General features: G+C 60.1%; 14 protein-coding genes. 3 read left to right on the forward strand and 11 right to left on the reverse strand.

The genetic code is table 11. The features are described 5' to 3' along the window. The first annotated feature begins 21 nt into the window (after window positions 1–21). Complete coding sequence (gene pyk, locus V7650_RS09975) at window positions 22–1473, forward strand: pyruvate kinase (RefSeq protein ID WP_335656097.1); 1452 nt, start codon at window positions 22–24, stop codon at window positions 1471–1473. Here pyk and V7650_RS09980 read toward each other — a convergent pair. The 3 genes from V7650_RS09980 to galE all read right to left on the reverse strand — a co-directional run bounded on the left by V7650_RS09980 (window position 1470) and on the right by galE (window position 3338). Continuing rightward, a complete protein-coding gene (locus V7650_RS09980; RefSeq protein WP_335656098.1) occupies window positions 1470–2096 on the reverse strand; it encodes an HAD family hydrolase in 627 nt (208 codons plus the stop codon). The two genes, pyk and V7650_RS09980, sit on opposite strands and share 4 nt — an antisense overlap. Window positions 2097–2106: 10 nt before the next feature. Beyond that, window positions 2107–2232 (reverse strand): type B 50S ribosomal protein L36, encoded by a 126-nt coding sequence (ykgO, locus tag V7650_RS09985; RefSeq protein WP_011415100.1) that lies wholly within the window; start codon window positions 2230–2232, stop codon window positions 2107–2109. 101 nt (window positions 2233–2333) lie between these two features. Continuing rightward, window positions 2334–3338 (reverse strand): UDP-glucose 4-epimerase GalE, encoded by a 1005-nt coding sequence (gene galE / locus V7650_RS09990; RefSeq protein ID WP_335656294.1) that lies wholly within the window; start codon window positions 3336–3338, stop codon window positions 2334–2336. Between the two features lie 152 nt (window positions 3339–3490). On the opposite strand from galE, the gene V7650_RS09995 reads away from it, so the two are divergent. Together V7650_RS09995 and V7650_RS10000 are read left to right on the forward strand one after the other, a co-directional pair. Further along, entirely contained in the window at window positions 3491–4099 is a 609-nt protein-coding gene (locus V7650_RS09995; RefSeq protein WP_335656099.1) for a DUF4136 domain-containing protein, read from the forward strand. Next, window positions 4096–5220, forward strand: a complete 1125-nt coding sequence (locus V7650_RS10000) for a M14 family metallopeptidase (RefSeq protein WP_335656100.1) — start codon at window positions 4096–4098, stop codon at window positions 5218–5220. Before V7650_RS09995 ends, V7650_RS10000 begins: the two co-directional genes overlap by 4 nt. Before the next feature lie 77 nt (window positions 5221–5297). Here the strand turns inward: V7650_RS10000 and V7650_RS10005 are convergent, their stop codons facing one another. The 8 genes from V7650_RS10005 to V7650_RS10040 all read right to left on the reverse strand — a co-directional run bounded on the left by V7650_RS10005 (window position 5298) and on the right by V7650_RS10040 (window position 16444). Then, a complete protein-coding gene (locus V7650_RS10005; RefSeq protein ID WP_335656101.1) occupies window positions 5298–6965 on the reverse strand; it encodes an MFS transporter in 1668 nt (555 codons plus the stop codon). 238 nt (window positions 6966–7203) lie between these two features. Then, on the reverse strand, window positions 7204–7893 hold the full coding sequence (locus V7650_RS10010; RefSeq protein WP_335656102.1) for a TetR/AcrR family transcriptional regulator: 690 nt from the start codon (window positions 7891–7893) through the stop codon (window positions 7204–7206). 58 nt (window positions 7894–7951) lie between these two features. Further along, on the reverse strand, window positions 7952–9532 hold the full coding sequence (locus V7650_RS10015; RefSeq protein ID WP_335656103.1) for an AMP-binding protein: 1581 nt from the start codon (window positions 9530–9532) through the stop codon (window positions 7952–7954). Then, window positions 9529–11178, reverse strand: a complete 1650-nt coding sequence (locus tag V7650_RS10020; protein WP_335656104.1) for a carboxylesterase/lipase family protein — start codon at window positions 11176–11178, stop codon at window positions 9529–9531. Before V7650_RS10020 ends, V7650_RS10015 begins: the two co-directional genes overlap by 4 nt. Before the next feature lie 14 nt (window positions 11179–11192). Then, on the reverse strand, window positions 11193–13490 hold the full coding sequence (locus V7650_RS10025; protein WP_335656105.1) for a TonB-dependent receptor: 2298 nt from the start codon (window positions 13488–13490) through the stop codon (window positions 11193–11195). A 299-nt stretch (window positions 13491–13789) separates the two neighbouring features. After that, window positions 13790–14416 carry a hypothetical protein gene (locus V7650_RS10030; protein ID WP_335656106.1) on the reverse strand — a complete coding sequence of 209 codons (627 nt, stop codon included), beginning with the start codon at window positions 14414–14416 and terminating at the stop codon, window positions 13790–13792. A 4-nt stretch (window positions 14417–14420) separates the two neighbouring features. Then, the gene (locus tag V7650_RS10035) at window positions 14421–15758 is read right to left on the reverse strand and encodes a sensor histidine kinase (protein ID WP_335656295.1); all 1338 of its coding nucleotides are present in this window, start codon (window positions 15756–15758) and stop codon (window positions 14421–14423) included. 2 nt (window positions 15759–15760) lie between these two features. After that, entirely contained in the window at window positions 15761–16444 is a 684-nt protein-coding gene (locus V7650_RS10040) for a response regulator transcription factor (RefSeq protein ID WP_335656107.1), read from the reverse strand. Window positions 16445–16575 lie beyond the last annotated feature (131 nt).

Raw genomic sequence — 16575 nt, forward strand, 5'->3', positions numbered from 1 at the left:
GCGCCACAAAGGAATTGTAAAATGGCATCGCCGATCTTCTCCCGCAACCGCAAAGTCAAGGTTCTGGCCACGCTTGGCCCCTCTAGCGGCAGCCCAGAAATGATCGAGAAAATGTATCGCGCCGGGGTCGACGCCTTCCGCATGAACATGAGCCACGGCGAGCATGAGGCCCATGCCGCGAATGTTAAATCGATCCGCGCACTGGAAAAGCAAATAGGCCGGCCGATTGCCATATTGGCCGACCTGCAGGGGCCAAAGCTTCGCATCGGCACGTTTGCCGAACCAGCGGTGATGCTGCATGACGGAAGCCGTTTCACACTCGATATGCTCCAGAAAAAAGGCGACGCCACCCGGGTGACCCTGCCACACAGGGAAATATTGAGCACGCTGCAGCCCGGGCACAGCCTGCTGCTCGACGATGGCAAGATCCGGCTGCAGGTGATCCGCACCGACGGCGATAGCGTCGAGACGGAAGTGATTGTCGGCGGCATGATTTCTGACCGCAAGGGCGTGAACGTACCGGAAGTGGTGCTGCCGGTAAGCTCGCTCACCGAAAAGGATCGCAAGGATCTGACCTTCGCGTTGGAGCAGGATGTCGACTGGATTGCACTTAGCTTCGTCCAGCGGCCGGAAGATGTCGCCGAGGCCCGTCGCCTGATTGGCGGCAGGGCCGCCTTGCTGGCAAAGATCGAGAAACCCGCCGCCATCGACCGGCTCGATGAGATCCTGGAGCTGTCCGATGCGGTGATGGTGGCCCGGGGCGATCTCGGCGTCGAACTGCTGCCAGAACAGGTACCACCGCTGCAGAAGAAAATCGTAGCGGCTGCCCGCAAGCTCGGGCGACCGGTGGTGGTCGCCACCCAGATGCTGGAATCGATGATCAAGTCGCCGACGCCGACCCGGGCGGAAGTGTCCGATGTTGCCACCGCCATCTATGACGGTGCCGACGCGATCATGCTGTCGGCCGAATCGGCGGTCGGTGACTGGCCGATCGAGGCAGCGACGATGATGGACCGGATCGCGATGCAGGTCGAAAATGATCCTTCCTATGCCGATCGCGTGCATTTCACCGAAACCGTGCCCGACGAGACCACGGCAGATGCACTGGCCGCGGCCAGCTTCAACATCGCGCGGACGGTCGCGACCTCGGCGATCGTCTGTTACACGTCGTCGGGCTCAACCGCTCGCCGGATGGCGCGGGAACGGCCTTCGGTACCGCTGCTGGTGCTCACTCCGAACCGCCACACCGCCCGCCGCGTCGGATTGCTGTGGGGGGCTTATGCGGTTGTGACCCGCGATGTGTCCAATTTCGAGGAAATGATCGCCAAGGCCAAGCGCATGGCCTTGCGGCACAAGTTGGGCGAGGCTGGGTCGCGGCTGATTGTCTGCGCCGGCGTACCCTTCGGCACGCCAGGGTCGACCAATCTGCTGCATGTGGTGCGGCTGACTGGGGACGAGCTCAAGCGCCACTAGAGTAGTCGCAAGGCTTTCAAATCACTCTCCAGGCGAACCGCATCCCGGAAATGGTGTCCCGCCATGCCAAGCGCCTCGGCCGTCTCGACATTGTCCTCACGGTCGTCGATGAACAGGCATTGCTCCGCGCGACGGCCAAAACGGTCGAGCGCCAGTTCGAAAATGGCAATGTCCGGCTTGATCAACCTTTCTTCGCCGGAGATCACAATGTCGGAAAATATCCCGAATATGGGTGCCGTCGGACGGAACTGGGCCCAGGATTCGGCGCCAAAATTGCTGATCGCGAACAGCGGCACCTTGCGATCCGCCAGCGCCTGTACAAGGTTGAGCATACCGTCGACCGGGCCCGGTATTGTCTCGGGAAACCGTCGGGAATAGGCCAGAATATGGTCGGCATATCGGGGATGTTCGCGGCTGCGTTCCGCAACCATGGCGGCAAAAGGCCGGCCGGCGTCGTGCTGGAAATGCCATTCGGGCGTCACGACATGGGTGAGAAACCAGTCCAGCTCTTGGGGATCGTCGATCAGCTTTTCAAACAGGCAGCGCAAATCCCAGCGATACAGGACGTTGCCGATATCGAAGATGACGGTATCAATTTTGGAAATGGCAGATGCTTCTGCCACCAGCAGGTTATTAGCCCTGGCGTGCCTTGAACCGGCGATTCGTCTTGTTGATCACATAGGTGCGACCACGACGACGGATAACGCGGCAATCCCGGTGACGGTTTTTAAGCGACTTCAAAGAGTTGCGGACTTTCATTTTGGTACCACGCCTTGATTATCTGAATTTCTTGAAAGCAGCCATGCTGCGTTGAAGCAGGGCAATTAGGCAGGCACGCCGCCAAAGTCAAGCGACCAGCGCTATTCGCCCCGAATTTCTGACAGTTTGCGCTCCCAGGCCAGCGCATGCGCGACAATTTCGTCAAGATCCGCATGTTTCGGCTGCCACGGGAAGCGCTCCATGATCGCGCGATTGTCGGAAATCAGCGAATCGGGGTCGCCCGCGCGCCGACCTTCCATTTTCCTTGCGATCTTCAGGTTGGTGACCCGGTCGACTGCATCGAGCACCTCGAGCACGGAAAAGCCCCGGCCATAGCCGCAGTTGAGCAGATGGTTGCGATCCGGGTCGGCAATCAGCGCTTCCAGCGCCAGCACATGGGCGGCCGCCAGATCCGAGACATGGATATAGTCGCGCACGCCGGTGCCGTCGGGTGTGTCATAGTCGGTCCCGAACACGGCAACGCTGGTGCGCTTGCCGAGCGCCGCCTCCACCGCGACCTTGATCAGATGCGTGGCACCGGCGGTCGACTGCCCGGTCCGCGCCAGCGGATCGGCCCCGGCAACATTGAAATAGCGCAAGGCGCAGAAATTCAGATCATGCGCCGCCGACACGTCTCGCAGCATATGTTCGGTCATCAGCTTTGACATGCCGTAGGGATTGATCGGCAACTGCGGCGTGCTTTCGCTGACCGGGCTTTCTTCGGGGATCCCATAGGTCGCGGCGGTCGACGAAAAAATGAAATGACGGACCCCGCCGGTCACCGCCGATTCGATCAGGCTGCGACTCTTCGCGCTGTTGTTGTGATAATATTTGAGCGGATTTTCCACCGATTCCGGTACGATGATCGAACCCGCGAAATGCATGATGGCGCCGATATTCTCGTCGGCGATGATTCGGGCGAGCAGCGCGCTGTCCTCGATGTCGCCTTCATGAAAGGCGACGCCCTCCGGCACCGCCCAGCGAAACCCAGTCGTCAGATTGTCGACCACTGCCACCGACCAGCCGGCGTCGCGCAGCGCCAGCACCGCATGGCTGCCGATATAGCCGGCCCCGCCGGTGACCAGGACGGTGAACGGTTTCGCCATCATTCCAAACCCCTTTGAATTCCCAATATAATCGGCATAGTGCGTCGATATTCCCAACCGGTTAAAGATGCGCGCAAAGCGATGCAATTTTTTACCGCAGTTGCCGCCATTATGCGCTAACATGGCCCGGGGCGTTTAGAGGAGTGTGTATTATGTCCGGTTTTCCCTCAATTGCCGCGGTCGTCGCAGCGGCTATCGTGCTGCCGGGATGCACGGCGATGACGCCACCGGTCGAGGTGACGCGGTTTCACAATGCGCAGGTCGCGCCGATCGTACCGGGCAGCATCGCGGTCGAGGCCAATGTGCCAAGCGAAGAGGACCGGAAAAGCCTGGAATATGCAACTTACCGCGCCGCGCTGTTGCGTGAGCTGCAGCGAGTCGGTTTCTCCGAATCCCGCGATGCCGGCAACGGCAGCCAGTATATTGCCAGCTACACGCTCGACAGAGCAATTTTGAGCGCTGGGGGATCGCGGTCGCCCGTCTCTGTCGGCGTTGGGGGCAGCACCGGGAGCTATGGCTCGGGGGTCGGTCTGGGCATTGGCATCAATCTCAGCGGGCCACCAAAGGACAAGATTGCGACCGATCTGTCGGTCCGCATCTCGAACCGCGCCGATGGCAACGTCATCTGGGAAGGGCGGGCCTCGGTGGAGGCCAAGGAGGGATCTCCGGCGTCGCAGCCAGGCCTCGCCGCCGCGAAACTGGCGGAGGCCTTATTCAGGGACTTCCCCGGCGCGTCCGGAACCACTATCAGGGTGCCATGACCATTCAGATCACCAGCGCATTCGATAGCGGCAATATCGAAGTTCAAGCCATCGAAGGCACCTCCGCAAAACTGTCGATCCGCAAGGACAAGGACAGCGACTTTTTCCAGTGGTTTCACTTTCGCGTAACGTGCGAGATTGGCGAGGAGCTGGAACTGCACATCGGGGGATTGAAGGAATCTGCCTATCCGCAAGGCTGGCCCGACTATGACGCTTGCGTCAGCGAAGACCGGGAATATTGGGGCCGTGCACCGAGCAGCTACGACGAGAGCAGCGGCACCCTGACCATTCGCTACACCGCAAGCAGCAACCTCATATGGTTTGCTTATTTTGCCCCCTACAGCATCGAACGCCACCACGACCTGATCGCAGAGACGGCAGGATTTGAGGGGGTTAGCGTCCGGACGCTGGGCCACAGCCTCGAAGGCCAGCCGATTGACTGCCTGGAGCTGGGCAGCGGCGACAAGGAGGTCTGGCTCTACGCCCGCCAGCACCCCGGTGAAAGCATGGCGGAATGGTGGATGGAAGGCGCCCTCGAAATGCTGACCGACCCCGCTGATCCACACGCACGGCTGCTGTTGCAGCAATGTCGCTTTCATATTGTCCCCAACATGAACCCCGATGGTTCGTGCAGAGGTCATTTGCGAACCAATTTCGCCGGAACCAATCTCAACCGGGAGTGGCAGGAACCCAGTGCCGAAAAGTCACCCGAAGTGCTGTGCGTCCGCGATGCGATGGATGAAAGCGGTGTCGCCTTTGCCATGGATGTTCACGGAGACGAGGCGATTCCGGCGGTGTTTATCGCGGGATTCGAAGGCATTCCTTCGATCACCGACGCGCAGCTTGAAAAATATCACGCCTATCGCAACCGTCTGGCTCAGCGCACGCCGGATTTCCAGACCGAACTCGGCTATCCCACCGCCGCCGAGGGCAAGGCCAATCTGGCGATGTCGACCAATCAGCTGGCAGAACGCTTCGGTGCGGTCGCGATGACCCTTGAAATGCCGTTCAAGGACAATCGCGACCTGCCCGATGCCGAGCAGGGATGGTCACCCGAACGCTGCACGCTTCTGGCCCGCGAATGCCTCGCTACCCTGGCCGAGATGATTGACGATATCTAGAAACAGCGGGGCGGGCTTTCGCTAGCATTGTCAATCGCTGGCTGCGCCGGGAGCGGGCGCAGCCATGACTCGCTGTCTTAGGCTTCGATGTCCCGCTTGTAGGTTTCCGGAAGAAACAGGATCCCCACCACCGCAGTCATCCCGGCGATGATGATGGCATACCACAGCCCCTGGTAAATATTGCCGGTCGCCGCGACCATCGCAAAGGCAACCGTTGGCATGAAGCCGCCAACCCAGCCATTGCCGATGTGATAGGGCAACGAGAGCGAACTGTACCGGATGCGCGCGGGGAACAGTTCGACCAAGAGAGCGGCCAGCGGACCATAGACCATCGTGCCCAGCGTTCCCAATGCACAGAGAATCAGGATCACCTTGAAGCGATCGATCTTGTCAGGGTCCGCGATGGTCGGATAACCGGCCTGCTTCAGGGCCGTCTGCACGGTGACACCAAAGGCGGCGATGGTTGCCGCTTTCGCTTCCGGTTGCAGTCCTGCGGGATCAGGAGACACAATGGTCGTGTCGCCGATGCGGACCGATGCGATTGTCCCTTCCGGTGCAGAAATGTTGTCGTAATTGACGCCGCTTTTGGCCAGATAGGATTTGACGATATCGCAGCTTGTCTCGTCAAATTTGTTGCTGCCGATCGGGTCAAACTGGAAGGCGCATTCGCCGCCATGGGCAATCACTTTGACCGGTGCCCGCTCGACAGCGGCGGCCATCGCCGGATTTGCCGCCCCCACCAGCGCATTATAGAGCGGGAAATAGGCAAAAACGGCGATCACGCACGCCGTCATCATGATCGGCTTGCGACCGATCTTGTCGCTGAGCCAGCCCCAGAAGACATAGAGGGGAATGGTGATGGTCAGCGCGGTGGCCACCAGGAAATTAGCGGTCGCACCATCGACCTTGGCAATTTTCTCGAGAAAGAACAATGGGTAGAGATGGCCCGAGAAACCGATGACTGCCTGGCCTGCAACCGCGCCGAACAAGGCAATCAGCACGATCTTCAAGTTCCTCCACTGGCCAAATGCCTCTTTCAATGGTGTCTTGGAGGTTGCACCATGGGCCTTCATCCTCTGGAAAACCGGGCTCTCGTTGAGTTGCAGGCGTATCCAGAGCGCAACCAGCAACAGGACAACCGAAAACAGAAAGGGCAAGCGCCAACCCCATGCTAGAAATTCATCGGCGTCCAGTACGGTGCGCAATCCGACGACAAACATGGACGCGAGAATGAGGCCCAGCATGGCGGTTGTCTGGATGAAGCCAGTATAGAAGCCACGCTTTCCCGGGGGGGCGTGTTCGGCAATATAAACGGCGGCACCGCCATATTCTCCGCCAATCGCCAAGCCCTGGAGCAGCCGGAGGGCCATCAGTATGATGGGCGCCGCGATGCCTATGCTGTCATAACCGGGAAGCAAACCCACGGCAAAGGTCGACAGGCCCATTATCGCCATGGTGACAAGAAAGGTCTTCTTGCGCCCGACAATATCGCCGACGCGGCCGAAGACCAGCGCGCCAAAGGGGCGCACAGCGAAACCGGCGGCAAAGGCCATCAGGGCAAGAATGAAGCCGGTGGTTTCGTTGACACCGGAGAAGAATTTCGCCGAGATGACACTCGCGAGCAGACCATAGAGGTAGAAATCATACCATTCGAACACCGTCCCGAGTGACGAAGCGGTGATCACCAGCTTCTCGTTCTGCTTCTTGCCGCCGCCGTCAGGCAGAGCGTCCGTATTGCTACTCAATGTCCTTCTCCCTTTGGTCACCAGCCAGCGCGCGGCGACAATTATTCCTGTGCGGTGCCGGGCCTCCGGCACGGACATTGCTTGCAGCGGCTCGCCCCCGAAACCCTCGTCTTGCTACGGTCGCTAAACGCCACCGACGCCGAAACCATTGTTCGGCCGATTTCCTTCCTACCAAGTAACTCACCAGTGAGTGAGTGTTATTCCCGTGCTTCCGCGAACAGCAGAATCTTGCCCGCTTTCAGCCTCTCGAGTTGCTTCGCTGTTCGCAGATTTCCTTGAAGCCCGCCGCCATGAACCGCGCCATGCGTTGCTTGACCGCGGAATAGTCTTCCGAATGGCAAAGCCCGTCCGACAATTTGTCAATCCGCCCGGTCCGGGCCAAGGTGAGCATCAGCGCGCCGGTGACGAAATGATAGCCCCAGAAAATATCCTCTTCGGCGGAATCCGGCAGGGCCTTTTTCAATATGCCGATCAGCCGCAGGACAACCGGGTCGAAATATTTGTCCATATATTCGGCACCGTCCGGACTGTTGGAAGCCTGCGCGCCAAAGGCACCGTAATTTTTCCAGCCTTCCCCACCTTCGATGTACAGATCAAGATCGGTGTCGAGAAAGGCATGCAGCGCGCCCTCCACCGTGGGATTGTCCCCGGCGGCACGGTCATAGTCATCCAGCGCCTTCATCCGCTTTTCAATCGTGACGACGGCTCGCCGGGCAAAAACCGCTTCAAACAATGTCTGCTTGTCGTCGAAATAATAGTTGAGCAAGGTGTGGTGCACACCGACCTGCTTGGCGACATCTTTCAATGTCACGCCGTAAAAACCGTGGGTCGAAAAAAGAAGTTCGGCGGTGTCGAGGATCTGCTCCATCATTTCGGCGCGCTGCTCGGCCTTCGACGGTTTCTTCACCGCGGTTTTAGCTTTTGACACCGAATTCATACCCTTCTGAACATTCTCTTGCGCGGCCACACTTGCCTATGCCCTACACTTATCCGTAATCTGCTCGCAATTGTATTTTGTCGATCTTGCCGGTTGCAGCGAGCGGCATCCGGTCGACACGGATGATCGCGTCAGGAATCCACCAGGATGCCACGCCCTTGCGCAAAGGCGCGAGCAAAGCCTCATCCTCAATTTCGGCATCACCGGTTTCTACCAGCAGAATCGGCCGTTCACCCCATTTGGGATCGGCCCGGCCAATCACCGCCGCCAGAGACACCTGCGGAAGGGCGCCTACGAGCGTCTCCATTTCTGCGGGGTTGATCCACTCGCCACCGGATTTGATCAGATCCTTGGCACGACCTGTAATCCGCAGATTGCCGTCGGTATCGATCCGAGCGAGATCGCCGGTATCGAACCAGCCATCCGCGTCGGTCGCCGTCTCCGCCTCACCAAAATACCGGTCGACGACGCTCGGACCGCGCACCCGCAAATGCCCTTCCGGTCCGCGCTGATCCGCAAGCGGCAGTCCTGCACTGTCGGTCAGCAGCAAATCTATCCCTATCGCCGGACGGCCCGACACGCCCGGTGCGCGTCGCGGGTCACCGGGAGCCGCCGCCGTTCCAAGCGGCGACAATTCGGTCATGCCCCAGCTCGTCTGCACCTCGGCCCCGAGCCGCTGCTCGATCCGTTCCATCAACGCAGGGGGCATCGACGCTCCTCCGACGAGTATCCGCTCAAGCGACGGCACATCGCCGCCTTCTTTCTCCAGATGCTCGACCAGCCCGAGCCAGACCGTCGGCACGCCCACGCCCAGGGTCACGCCTTCGGACCGGATCAGCGCAGCGAGATGCGCCCCGTCGCTGTGACGACCGGGCAGGACCAGCCTGCCACCCACAGCGGGAACCGTAAACGGCAGGCCCCAGGCATTGGCGTGAAACATCGGCACGACTGCAAGTACGGTATCCGTGCCTCTGACGCCCATCACGTCGGCGCTCAGCTGGCGCATCGTATGCAGATAGCAGCCGCGATGCGTGTAGGTCACGCCTTTGGGCGCGCCGGTGGTACCCGATGTAAAGCAGAGTCCGCACGGACTGTGCTCATCGAATTCTCCCCATGCGATGTCTGGAGATTCGAGGGCCATTTCGACTTCGAGCGAGCCGACCGGTACGGTGGTTTCAGCCGCCGTGATCGCCGCACCCTTGTCGAGCAACAATATGTGGCGTACCGCGCCGCCTTCGGCGATCGCTGCGCAGGCCAGCGGCAGGAGATCGGGGCTGACAAGCAGGATAGCCGCTTCCGACTGCGCCAGCATCGCCCCGAGACTCTTGGCCGTAAGCCGGGGGTTCAGCGTATGGCAAACGGCGCCCATGCCGATGATCCCGTACCAGCCCTCGAAATGGCCTTGGCTGTTCCAGGCAAGCGTCGCCACCCGGTCACCGCCGCGGACGCCGAGCCGGTACAGGGCTCCGGACACCGAGCGAGAGCGGTCATGGAGCTCGGCATATCCGACGCGGTCGACCGTTCCGTCCGGCGCTGCCGACACCACCTCGGCGAGAGGGTGCCATTTTGCTGCGTGGGAGAGAAACTTGTCGAGCGTCAGTGCATAGTCCTGCATTGAACCGTCGATCATTGGCACCCCTCGGCTTTGGGAGGGAGGGGCGGCGATATCACACCGACATTCCAGTTCCATGCGATGTCGCCGGCCGCGCGGCGGCGGCAAACAACCGCTTCGTGCAGCGCCGCGGTACCGGACAAGAGATTGCGCCGAACTTCCGGCTTTTCAGCAAAGTGCATGAACGACTTGTCCTCGGAATAGGGCAACCAGTCCGGCTGATCATCAGCCTGCGGACGCCCGTCGCGGACAAAGCTTGCCCAATAATCGCCCAATGCGTCGATCAATCTGTGCTGCGCCAACTTGTCAGGAATTTTTGGCCACAGCGGCGGTGTCTTGCCCGCGGTATCGAAGACAAACGGCAATTCGGCGGCATGGAACGCGTGCAACTTCCATTGCTGGGTGGCCGGATAGGCGTGATCGAAGAAATAGAGATAGGCCGGCTGGCCCAGCGCAGCCTGGTTGGATACCAGTCGCTCTGATGTCCAGCCATACATGGCATCGCGCGTTGCCGCCAACATGCTCTCGTCAATATTCTTGCCTGGGTAGCGGCTCAGATAGGCGTCCGCAAATTCTCCGTAATTCTTCCGGATTGCCGCCTCATAGGCCGCTGCATCATCGGGAGCCTTGGGCAGCAGAAAACGCAGCGAACGGATTTCCCCGGCATTGAATCCGGCCAGGATTGGCACCGGTGCCTGCTCGTTGCGGTCAAAGGTTTCAACCAGTTGGCGTGGCACAACCTTGCCATCAATGACCGGGGAGGGAAAATAGCCCGAGGTGGACGCCATGTTCACAATCTCTTCTGCCGACATAGTTCGAAGGTCAGCCAGATCGGTCGCGCCGAGCTTGGTTGCCAGATCGACGCCCTGCTCTTCTGCGGGTATCATGCCGTTGCGCTTCTCGCGCAGCGCCGGCGCCGAAACCATATAGGCGCTCTGGGCGATCGCCTTGTGGAACAGCCCACGCGCTTCTGGCGCTGTCATGAGATACATGACGCTTAGTGCGCCCGCCGATTCCCCGGCGATCGCAACATTGCCGGCATCACCGCCAAAGGCAGCAATATTGCGCTGGACCCAACCAAGCGCTGCTATCTGGTCGAGCAGGCCATAATTGCCCGACACACCGTTCGCCGATTCAGCGCTGAGGGCGGGATGGGCGAGATAGCCAAGCGCGCCAAGCCGATAGTTGATCGAGACCACGATCATGCCTCGCGCTGCCAGCGCGCTGCCGTCATAGAGCGGATCGCCACCCGACCCGGTGGTCAGCGACCCGCCATGTATCCAGACGAAGACCGGGGCATTTTTGGCATCTTCCGGTGCCCAGATGTTGAGCGACAGACAGTCCTCGCTCATCTCCGGCAGATCCCAGGCGTAGATACTCGGGCCCCGAGCCTTGGGTTGCGGGCACGCAGCGCCAAATTTGCTGGCATCCCGCACGCCTTGCCATGACGCTGCTGGCTGCGGTGGCTTCCAGCGCAGCGGGCCGACCGGCGCAGCGGCATAGGGGATGCCTTTGAAAATGCGCATCCCCTTTGCGACCTTGCCTTCCACCTGGCCCGCTGGTGCGTCAACCACAGGACCGGTCGCAGCGACAGCAGGGACTGCAAGCGACGCCGCTGCCATTGCAGCGACCGACATCAGGCGGCGGATCATCTTGGCTTTCATGGCTGGCTATCCGATCAGAAGCGATAATTGGCGCGAATGCCAGCAGTGCGCGGGCGCAGCCGGGCATAACGGCCATCAAGGAACGCTTCCGGATGGATATAGGTAATCGATGAATCGTCAAAGACATTCTCGACATAGGCGGTCAGATCCAGCGAGCCCAGCTTCACCCCGGCGAACAGGTTCACGTTGGTCCAGGCCTCTGTGAAATCATAGGTCGGACTGACCGCGTTCGGATTGCCCGGCACGTTCGGAAACTGGTTCGGGAACGACCCGACATGCGACGCATTGATAGCGGCAAAGGCGGTGTGGCCACCCCCTACCGCAAAATCGTAGCGCAAGGTGGTCGATCCCTGGAAGCGTGGTGACGCGAGGCGGACACCCGGCACCGCGCCCGATATCGCGGCTTCGACCGCCGAGAGCTTGGTGACCTTCGCGCGATTGAACGATCCGTTCAGCGCCAGACTGAGGCCATCCAGCGGCCGTGCCAGGAACTCGAATTCGAGACCATAGCTTTCCGCGCCGCCGATATTGGTGGCAAACTGGATCGAATCCGATACCCGGTTGGCCTGCACCTGGATGTTCTTCCAGTCGATATAATAGGCAGCAAGATTCGCAGTCAGGTCGCCACCAAGCCAGCTTCCCTTGAGACCTACTTCATAATTGGTGACGCTGTCCGACTTTGCGCCGTCTGGGATGACGATGTCGTTCGGAGACGCCGCAGGCGGGGCGAGACCAGCCCGGGCGTTGACGACTGGCGTACGGAAACCGGTCGAGACGGTGGCATAGGTCGTCAGATCGCTATTCGGCTTCCACGACACGCTAGCCTTCCAAGACATGCGGTCATCAGACACCTTGAGGCCCTCGGCATAATTGACCGGGGTTACGGCAATCTGTGGAAAGAAAAAGCCGCAGGCGGGGAACAGTTCCCTGCAAAAGGCCGCTGTCAGATAGTTGCTGTTGTAGCCGCCGCCGCGGGTAAAGCTCTGCACCTCGGTGTTGCCATAGCGCAGGCCGCCGGTAACCCAGAAACTGTCGCTGAACCGGTAGGTCAACTCACCGAATCCGGCGATCTCGGTCTGGTCGGTATAGGCGTTGAAGCGGGAATAATATTCATCCGGCAAGCCGACCAGGCCATTGGCATCCAGATACTCCTGGGTCGATCGATAGTCGAAATCAACGCTGCGCCGCTTGTCATAATAGAAAAAGCCGGCGACCCACTCGAACGGACCCGAACCGCGCGATACCAGCCGGGTTTCCTGCACAAACAGGTCGTCCGAGCCGAAGGCGTCGAGTGCGAAGGGAAAGGCCTGGTTATAGGTGCCGGCCAGATCGACAAAGAAGGACGCGTCATAGGTCGACAAGGTCGTAGAACTGATCAACTCGGCGAAATCAAATTCATAGTTGATCGTCGCGTTGAAATTGATCAGCTCGCCCTGAAACAGGTCGGGCCGGTCGGAATTGCGCACGAACTTGCCGAGATTGGGATTGGTCAGTCCCGAATCCGCCGGCTTGCTGTTTTCATAGGATGCCAGCAACTTGACCTGCATGCGGTCGCTGGGCTGCAGCAGCAGGGTCGCGCGACCGCCAAAGGCTTCGAGACTGTTGGAATCTTTGACGCCGGTACCGATATTGTCGATCCATCCGTCCTCGTTGCGATAATAGCCGGTGACCCGCAGGGCCGCCTCGTCCGTCATCAATGGAATATTGATCATGGCATTGTAGCGCTGGCGCACCGTGCTCGAGCCCGTCAGGCCGAGATCGACGCTGGCGGAAGCCTGGAATTCATCGAGGTCGGGGCTGCGGGTCAGGATGCGCATCGCGCCGGCGAGCGAATTCGACCCGAACAACGTGCCTTGCGGTCCGCGAAGAAATTCGACCCGCTCAACGTCGTAGAGATTGGGATCCAGGATGGTCGAGTTGCCGTTTGCCGAAATCGGCAACTCGTCGACATAGATGGCGACGGCGCTCTGCAGGCCGGCACTATAACCATTGGTATTGATGCCGCGGGCGGTGAAATTGTTGAAATTCTGGGTCGGGCGATTGACAACGATGCCGGGCGTGTTTTGCGCGATGCCTTCAAATCCCACGATGCCGAGATCGTCGAGCTCTTCCTGATTGAACGCGGTCACGCTGAGCGGTACGTCCTGAAGCCGTTCGGTACGGCGGGTTGCGGTGACCACGATTTCCTTTTCGCCGCGCTGCTGACTTGTCGCGGGGCGATCGGTCGGCGCGTCGGCCGTATCTGTTTGGGCTGATACAGGTTGCGCGAACAATGCGGCTGCGGATGCAGACGCCAGTAATAAAGCTTTCATGTGAACCTCTCCTCCACGTCGGCGCTCTTCGTCACCAACTGCGCGATCGTTTACGCCACCCCCTGACCTGTTGTCAATACTCACTATCACGTGCGTGAGTATCTTTTTTCGGTGTCATCTGCGGCGCTTGTCCACTGGCCTGACCGAGTCCGGTGCGGATCGCGGTCCTGCGCGCGCAACCACGCGGCCAAAGTCGAAATGGCTGATTTTCAGGGCAGAATGGGGGGATTCAGTCGGAAAGCGCCACGAGGAAATGGACGATTGGTGCGTAACCCACCCCTCGAGATGGGTCGCTGCGGCTAGTTCGAGACCAGATAATAGTTTACCGGCCGACTCTCGCTGGTGTGGATGTTGATCCGGTATCGTTCGGTAAAAAGAGGCAACCACTGGCAATTTGCCGGCTTTGATGAGGTACTCTGGCTGCAGATATTCTTTCCCTGGTCGTCAAAGATCCTGATCGACATCGGCTTGGACGACACAGGCACCAGGGCGACCGATGCCTTCTTGCCCGCCAGAAAAATCTGGTCTGTACTGACCTTTGATACCGCCGAGACCGTCCCTTTCTGATAGGATGGGCCAAGCGCCCGTCCGCGATATACCGGCAGCGTGGTCAACGGGTCGATCCGCTTTGCTTGCTCCCCCCAGCGCCGCGACAGGTCTTCCTGCTCCTCAGCGTCGGGTCGGGCACCCAGGCCCGCAAGCGTCTGCGCGGCGGCGCGGAGAGCATCGGCGTCTGCGTTTTCCTCTCCCTGCTTCCCGATCAGGATCGCATGGGCAGCTCGCATTACCGGTCCTTCGTCGAGCGAAGACCAGTCGCGGTCAGGCTGCACTCCTGTCGGCGACCCCCCCTCCCCCGAAGCGCCGGAGCAGCCCGGCAGGACCAGAAGGCAGCCCAAAATCGCGTAACTCCGTCCATTGCAGTTCATCCGTTCAATCCCTCCCCTCCGGTCTGATCTCGAACAGGGCGCCCGGCTGCGCGTCGCGACAGACAATGATCAGACCGTTTCGCTCGGCCAGCGCCTGCGACAGGGCCAGGCCCAGTCCGTGACCCTTGGCGCCGCTGGCATCGACGCGGACGAAACGCTCGAAGATCCTGTCCCTCATATTCTCGGGAACGCCGGGGCCATTGTCCCGTACCGTTATATTCGGACCGGGCCGCACCGCCAGTTTCACCGTGCCGCCCCGGGGCGTATATTTCAGCGCATTGTCGAGCAGGTTGGACAAGATCCGCTGCAGATGGGCGGGATTGGCCATCATCTCGACACCGGGCAGGATATCGGTGCGCAAGTCGATGCCCATATCCTCGGCGCTTTCCGCAAACAGTTCGGCGATTTCAGCAGCAATGTCGGACACATCGCATTCCGACAAGCCGGTCCGGTCCCCTTTCTGCGCGCGGCTCGAGGCGATATCGAGCAGCGAGTCGAGCATCGTGACAATATCGCGAATATCCTGCCGTGCCCGGCCCAGCGTCGCAATGTGGGCACTGTCTTCGGTCTCCCGCATCGCCGCCACCAGACGGTTGTCGAGATGCATCAGCGGGGTGCGCAGTTCATGCGCGGTATGATCGGAAATATCCCGGTGCGCGGCGATCAGCGCCGACAGGCGGGAGGTCATCGCATTGCTGTGGCGGGACAGCTCGTCCAACTCGTCGCCGCGCTGGTCAACCGGGACCGCTGTAGCGAGATTGCCGGACCCGATTTCCCGGAAGGCGTCGTTGATCGCACCAATCCGGTTCTTGAGCCGGCGAGTGGAAAAATAGCCAATCACGAAAATGATCAGCACCAGCAGAAATCCCGCAATCAGGAACGCGATCCTGATCCGGTTGAGCAGGGCCGACTGTGCAGCGGTGTCTCGGCCCACCAGCAGCTTGAGATCCGGGTTCAGTTGCGTGGCGCGGGCAAAAATCGCCGTGCCATCGGGCAGACTCACCAGCCCGGCCTCGGAATTTTCCGAGGACAGTTCGGGCCATTGCCTGATATTGCCCGTGATCGCGATGCCGCTGGGGGTGGCCAGAAGATAATAGCGGCGATCGCCGGACGACTGCAGTTGCAGTCTGTCATCCATGCGCTGGCGCAGTTCGCCCGGGCCGCCCGTGATGTAGATGTCGGCAAGACCTGCAATATCGGTGTCGACGCTGCGTGCGATCTGCGCCTGGGTCTCCGTGCGCACGATCCATTCGGTCATCGTCCACAAGGCGGCCGCGGACAGGATCGACACCAGAATGACGATCAGGCTCAGACGACCAAAGAGGGAGGAGAAGAGCCCCATCGTCAAACCGCGTGCAGCCGGTAGCCCGCGCCCCAGATGGTCTCCAGCACCGGCTTGTCAAACCCTTCTTCGAGCTTGCGCCGGAGCCGTCCGACATTCACATCTATGACATTGGTTTGCGGATCGAAATTGAGGTTCCAGACATTGTGCAGCAGCATCTCCCGGGTGACGATTTCGCCCGCATTCTGCATGAAATATTTGAACAGCTCGAATTCCTTCGGACTGAGCGGAACATGTCGTCCCTGCCGATGTGCCGTCCGCGCCTTGATATGGCATTCCATGTCGCCGAAAATGATCACCGCGCTGTGCGCCTGCCCGGTGGCACGCCGGTGCAGGGCGCGCACCCGGGCAACCAGTTCCTCCTCTTCGAACGGCTTGGCCAGATAGTCATCCACCCCCGCATCCAGGCCCTCGATGCGATTTTCCGTCCGGCCCAGCGCCGACAGCATCAGTACCGGGATGGCCACGCCGGCCGCGCGCAATTTGGCGACGATATCGATCCCGGTCATATCGGGCAGCATCCGGTCGAGAATGACCAGATCGAACGATTCCTCCGAAGCCCGACGCAGCCCATCCTTGCCATTGCTTGCAGTAGTCACGCGATCACCGGTGCGCGCCATGGTTTCGGTCACCATATTGGCCGTTTGTTCATCATCTTCGACGTGCAAGATGCGCAGGTTGGTCATGTTCGGACTTTATCCCGTATTTTGGCGACGATTGAAACATGCCTTAGCCGCTGTCGACAAACAAAGGACAGTTACAATTGCTGTTAGTTTCTGCGCGATTGCTGTCCCGACCCCCTGTCGAATCTCACTTT

Origin of the sequence: Parasphingorhabdus sp., from assembly GCF_036964565.1 — a bacterium.
Lineage (GTDB): Bacteria > Pseudomonadota > Alphaproteobacteria > Sphingomonadales > Sphingomonadaceae > Parasphingorhabdus.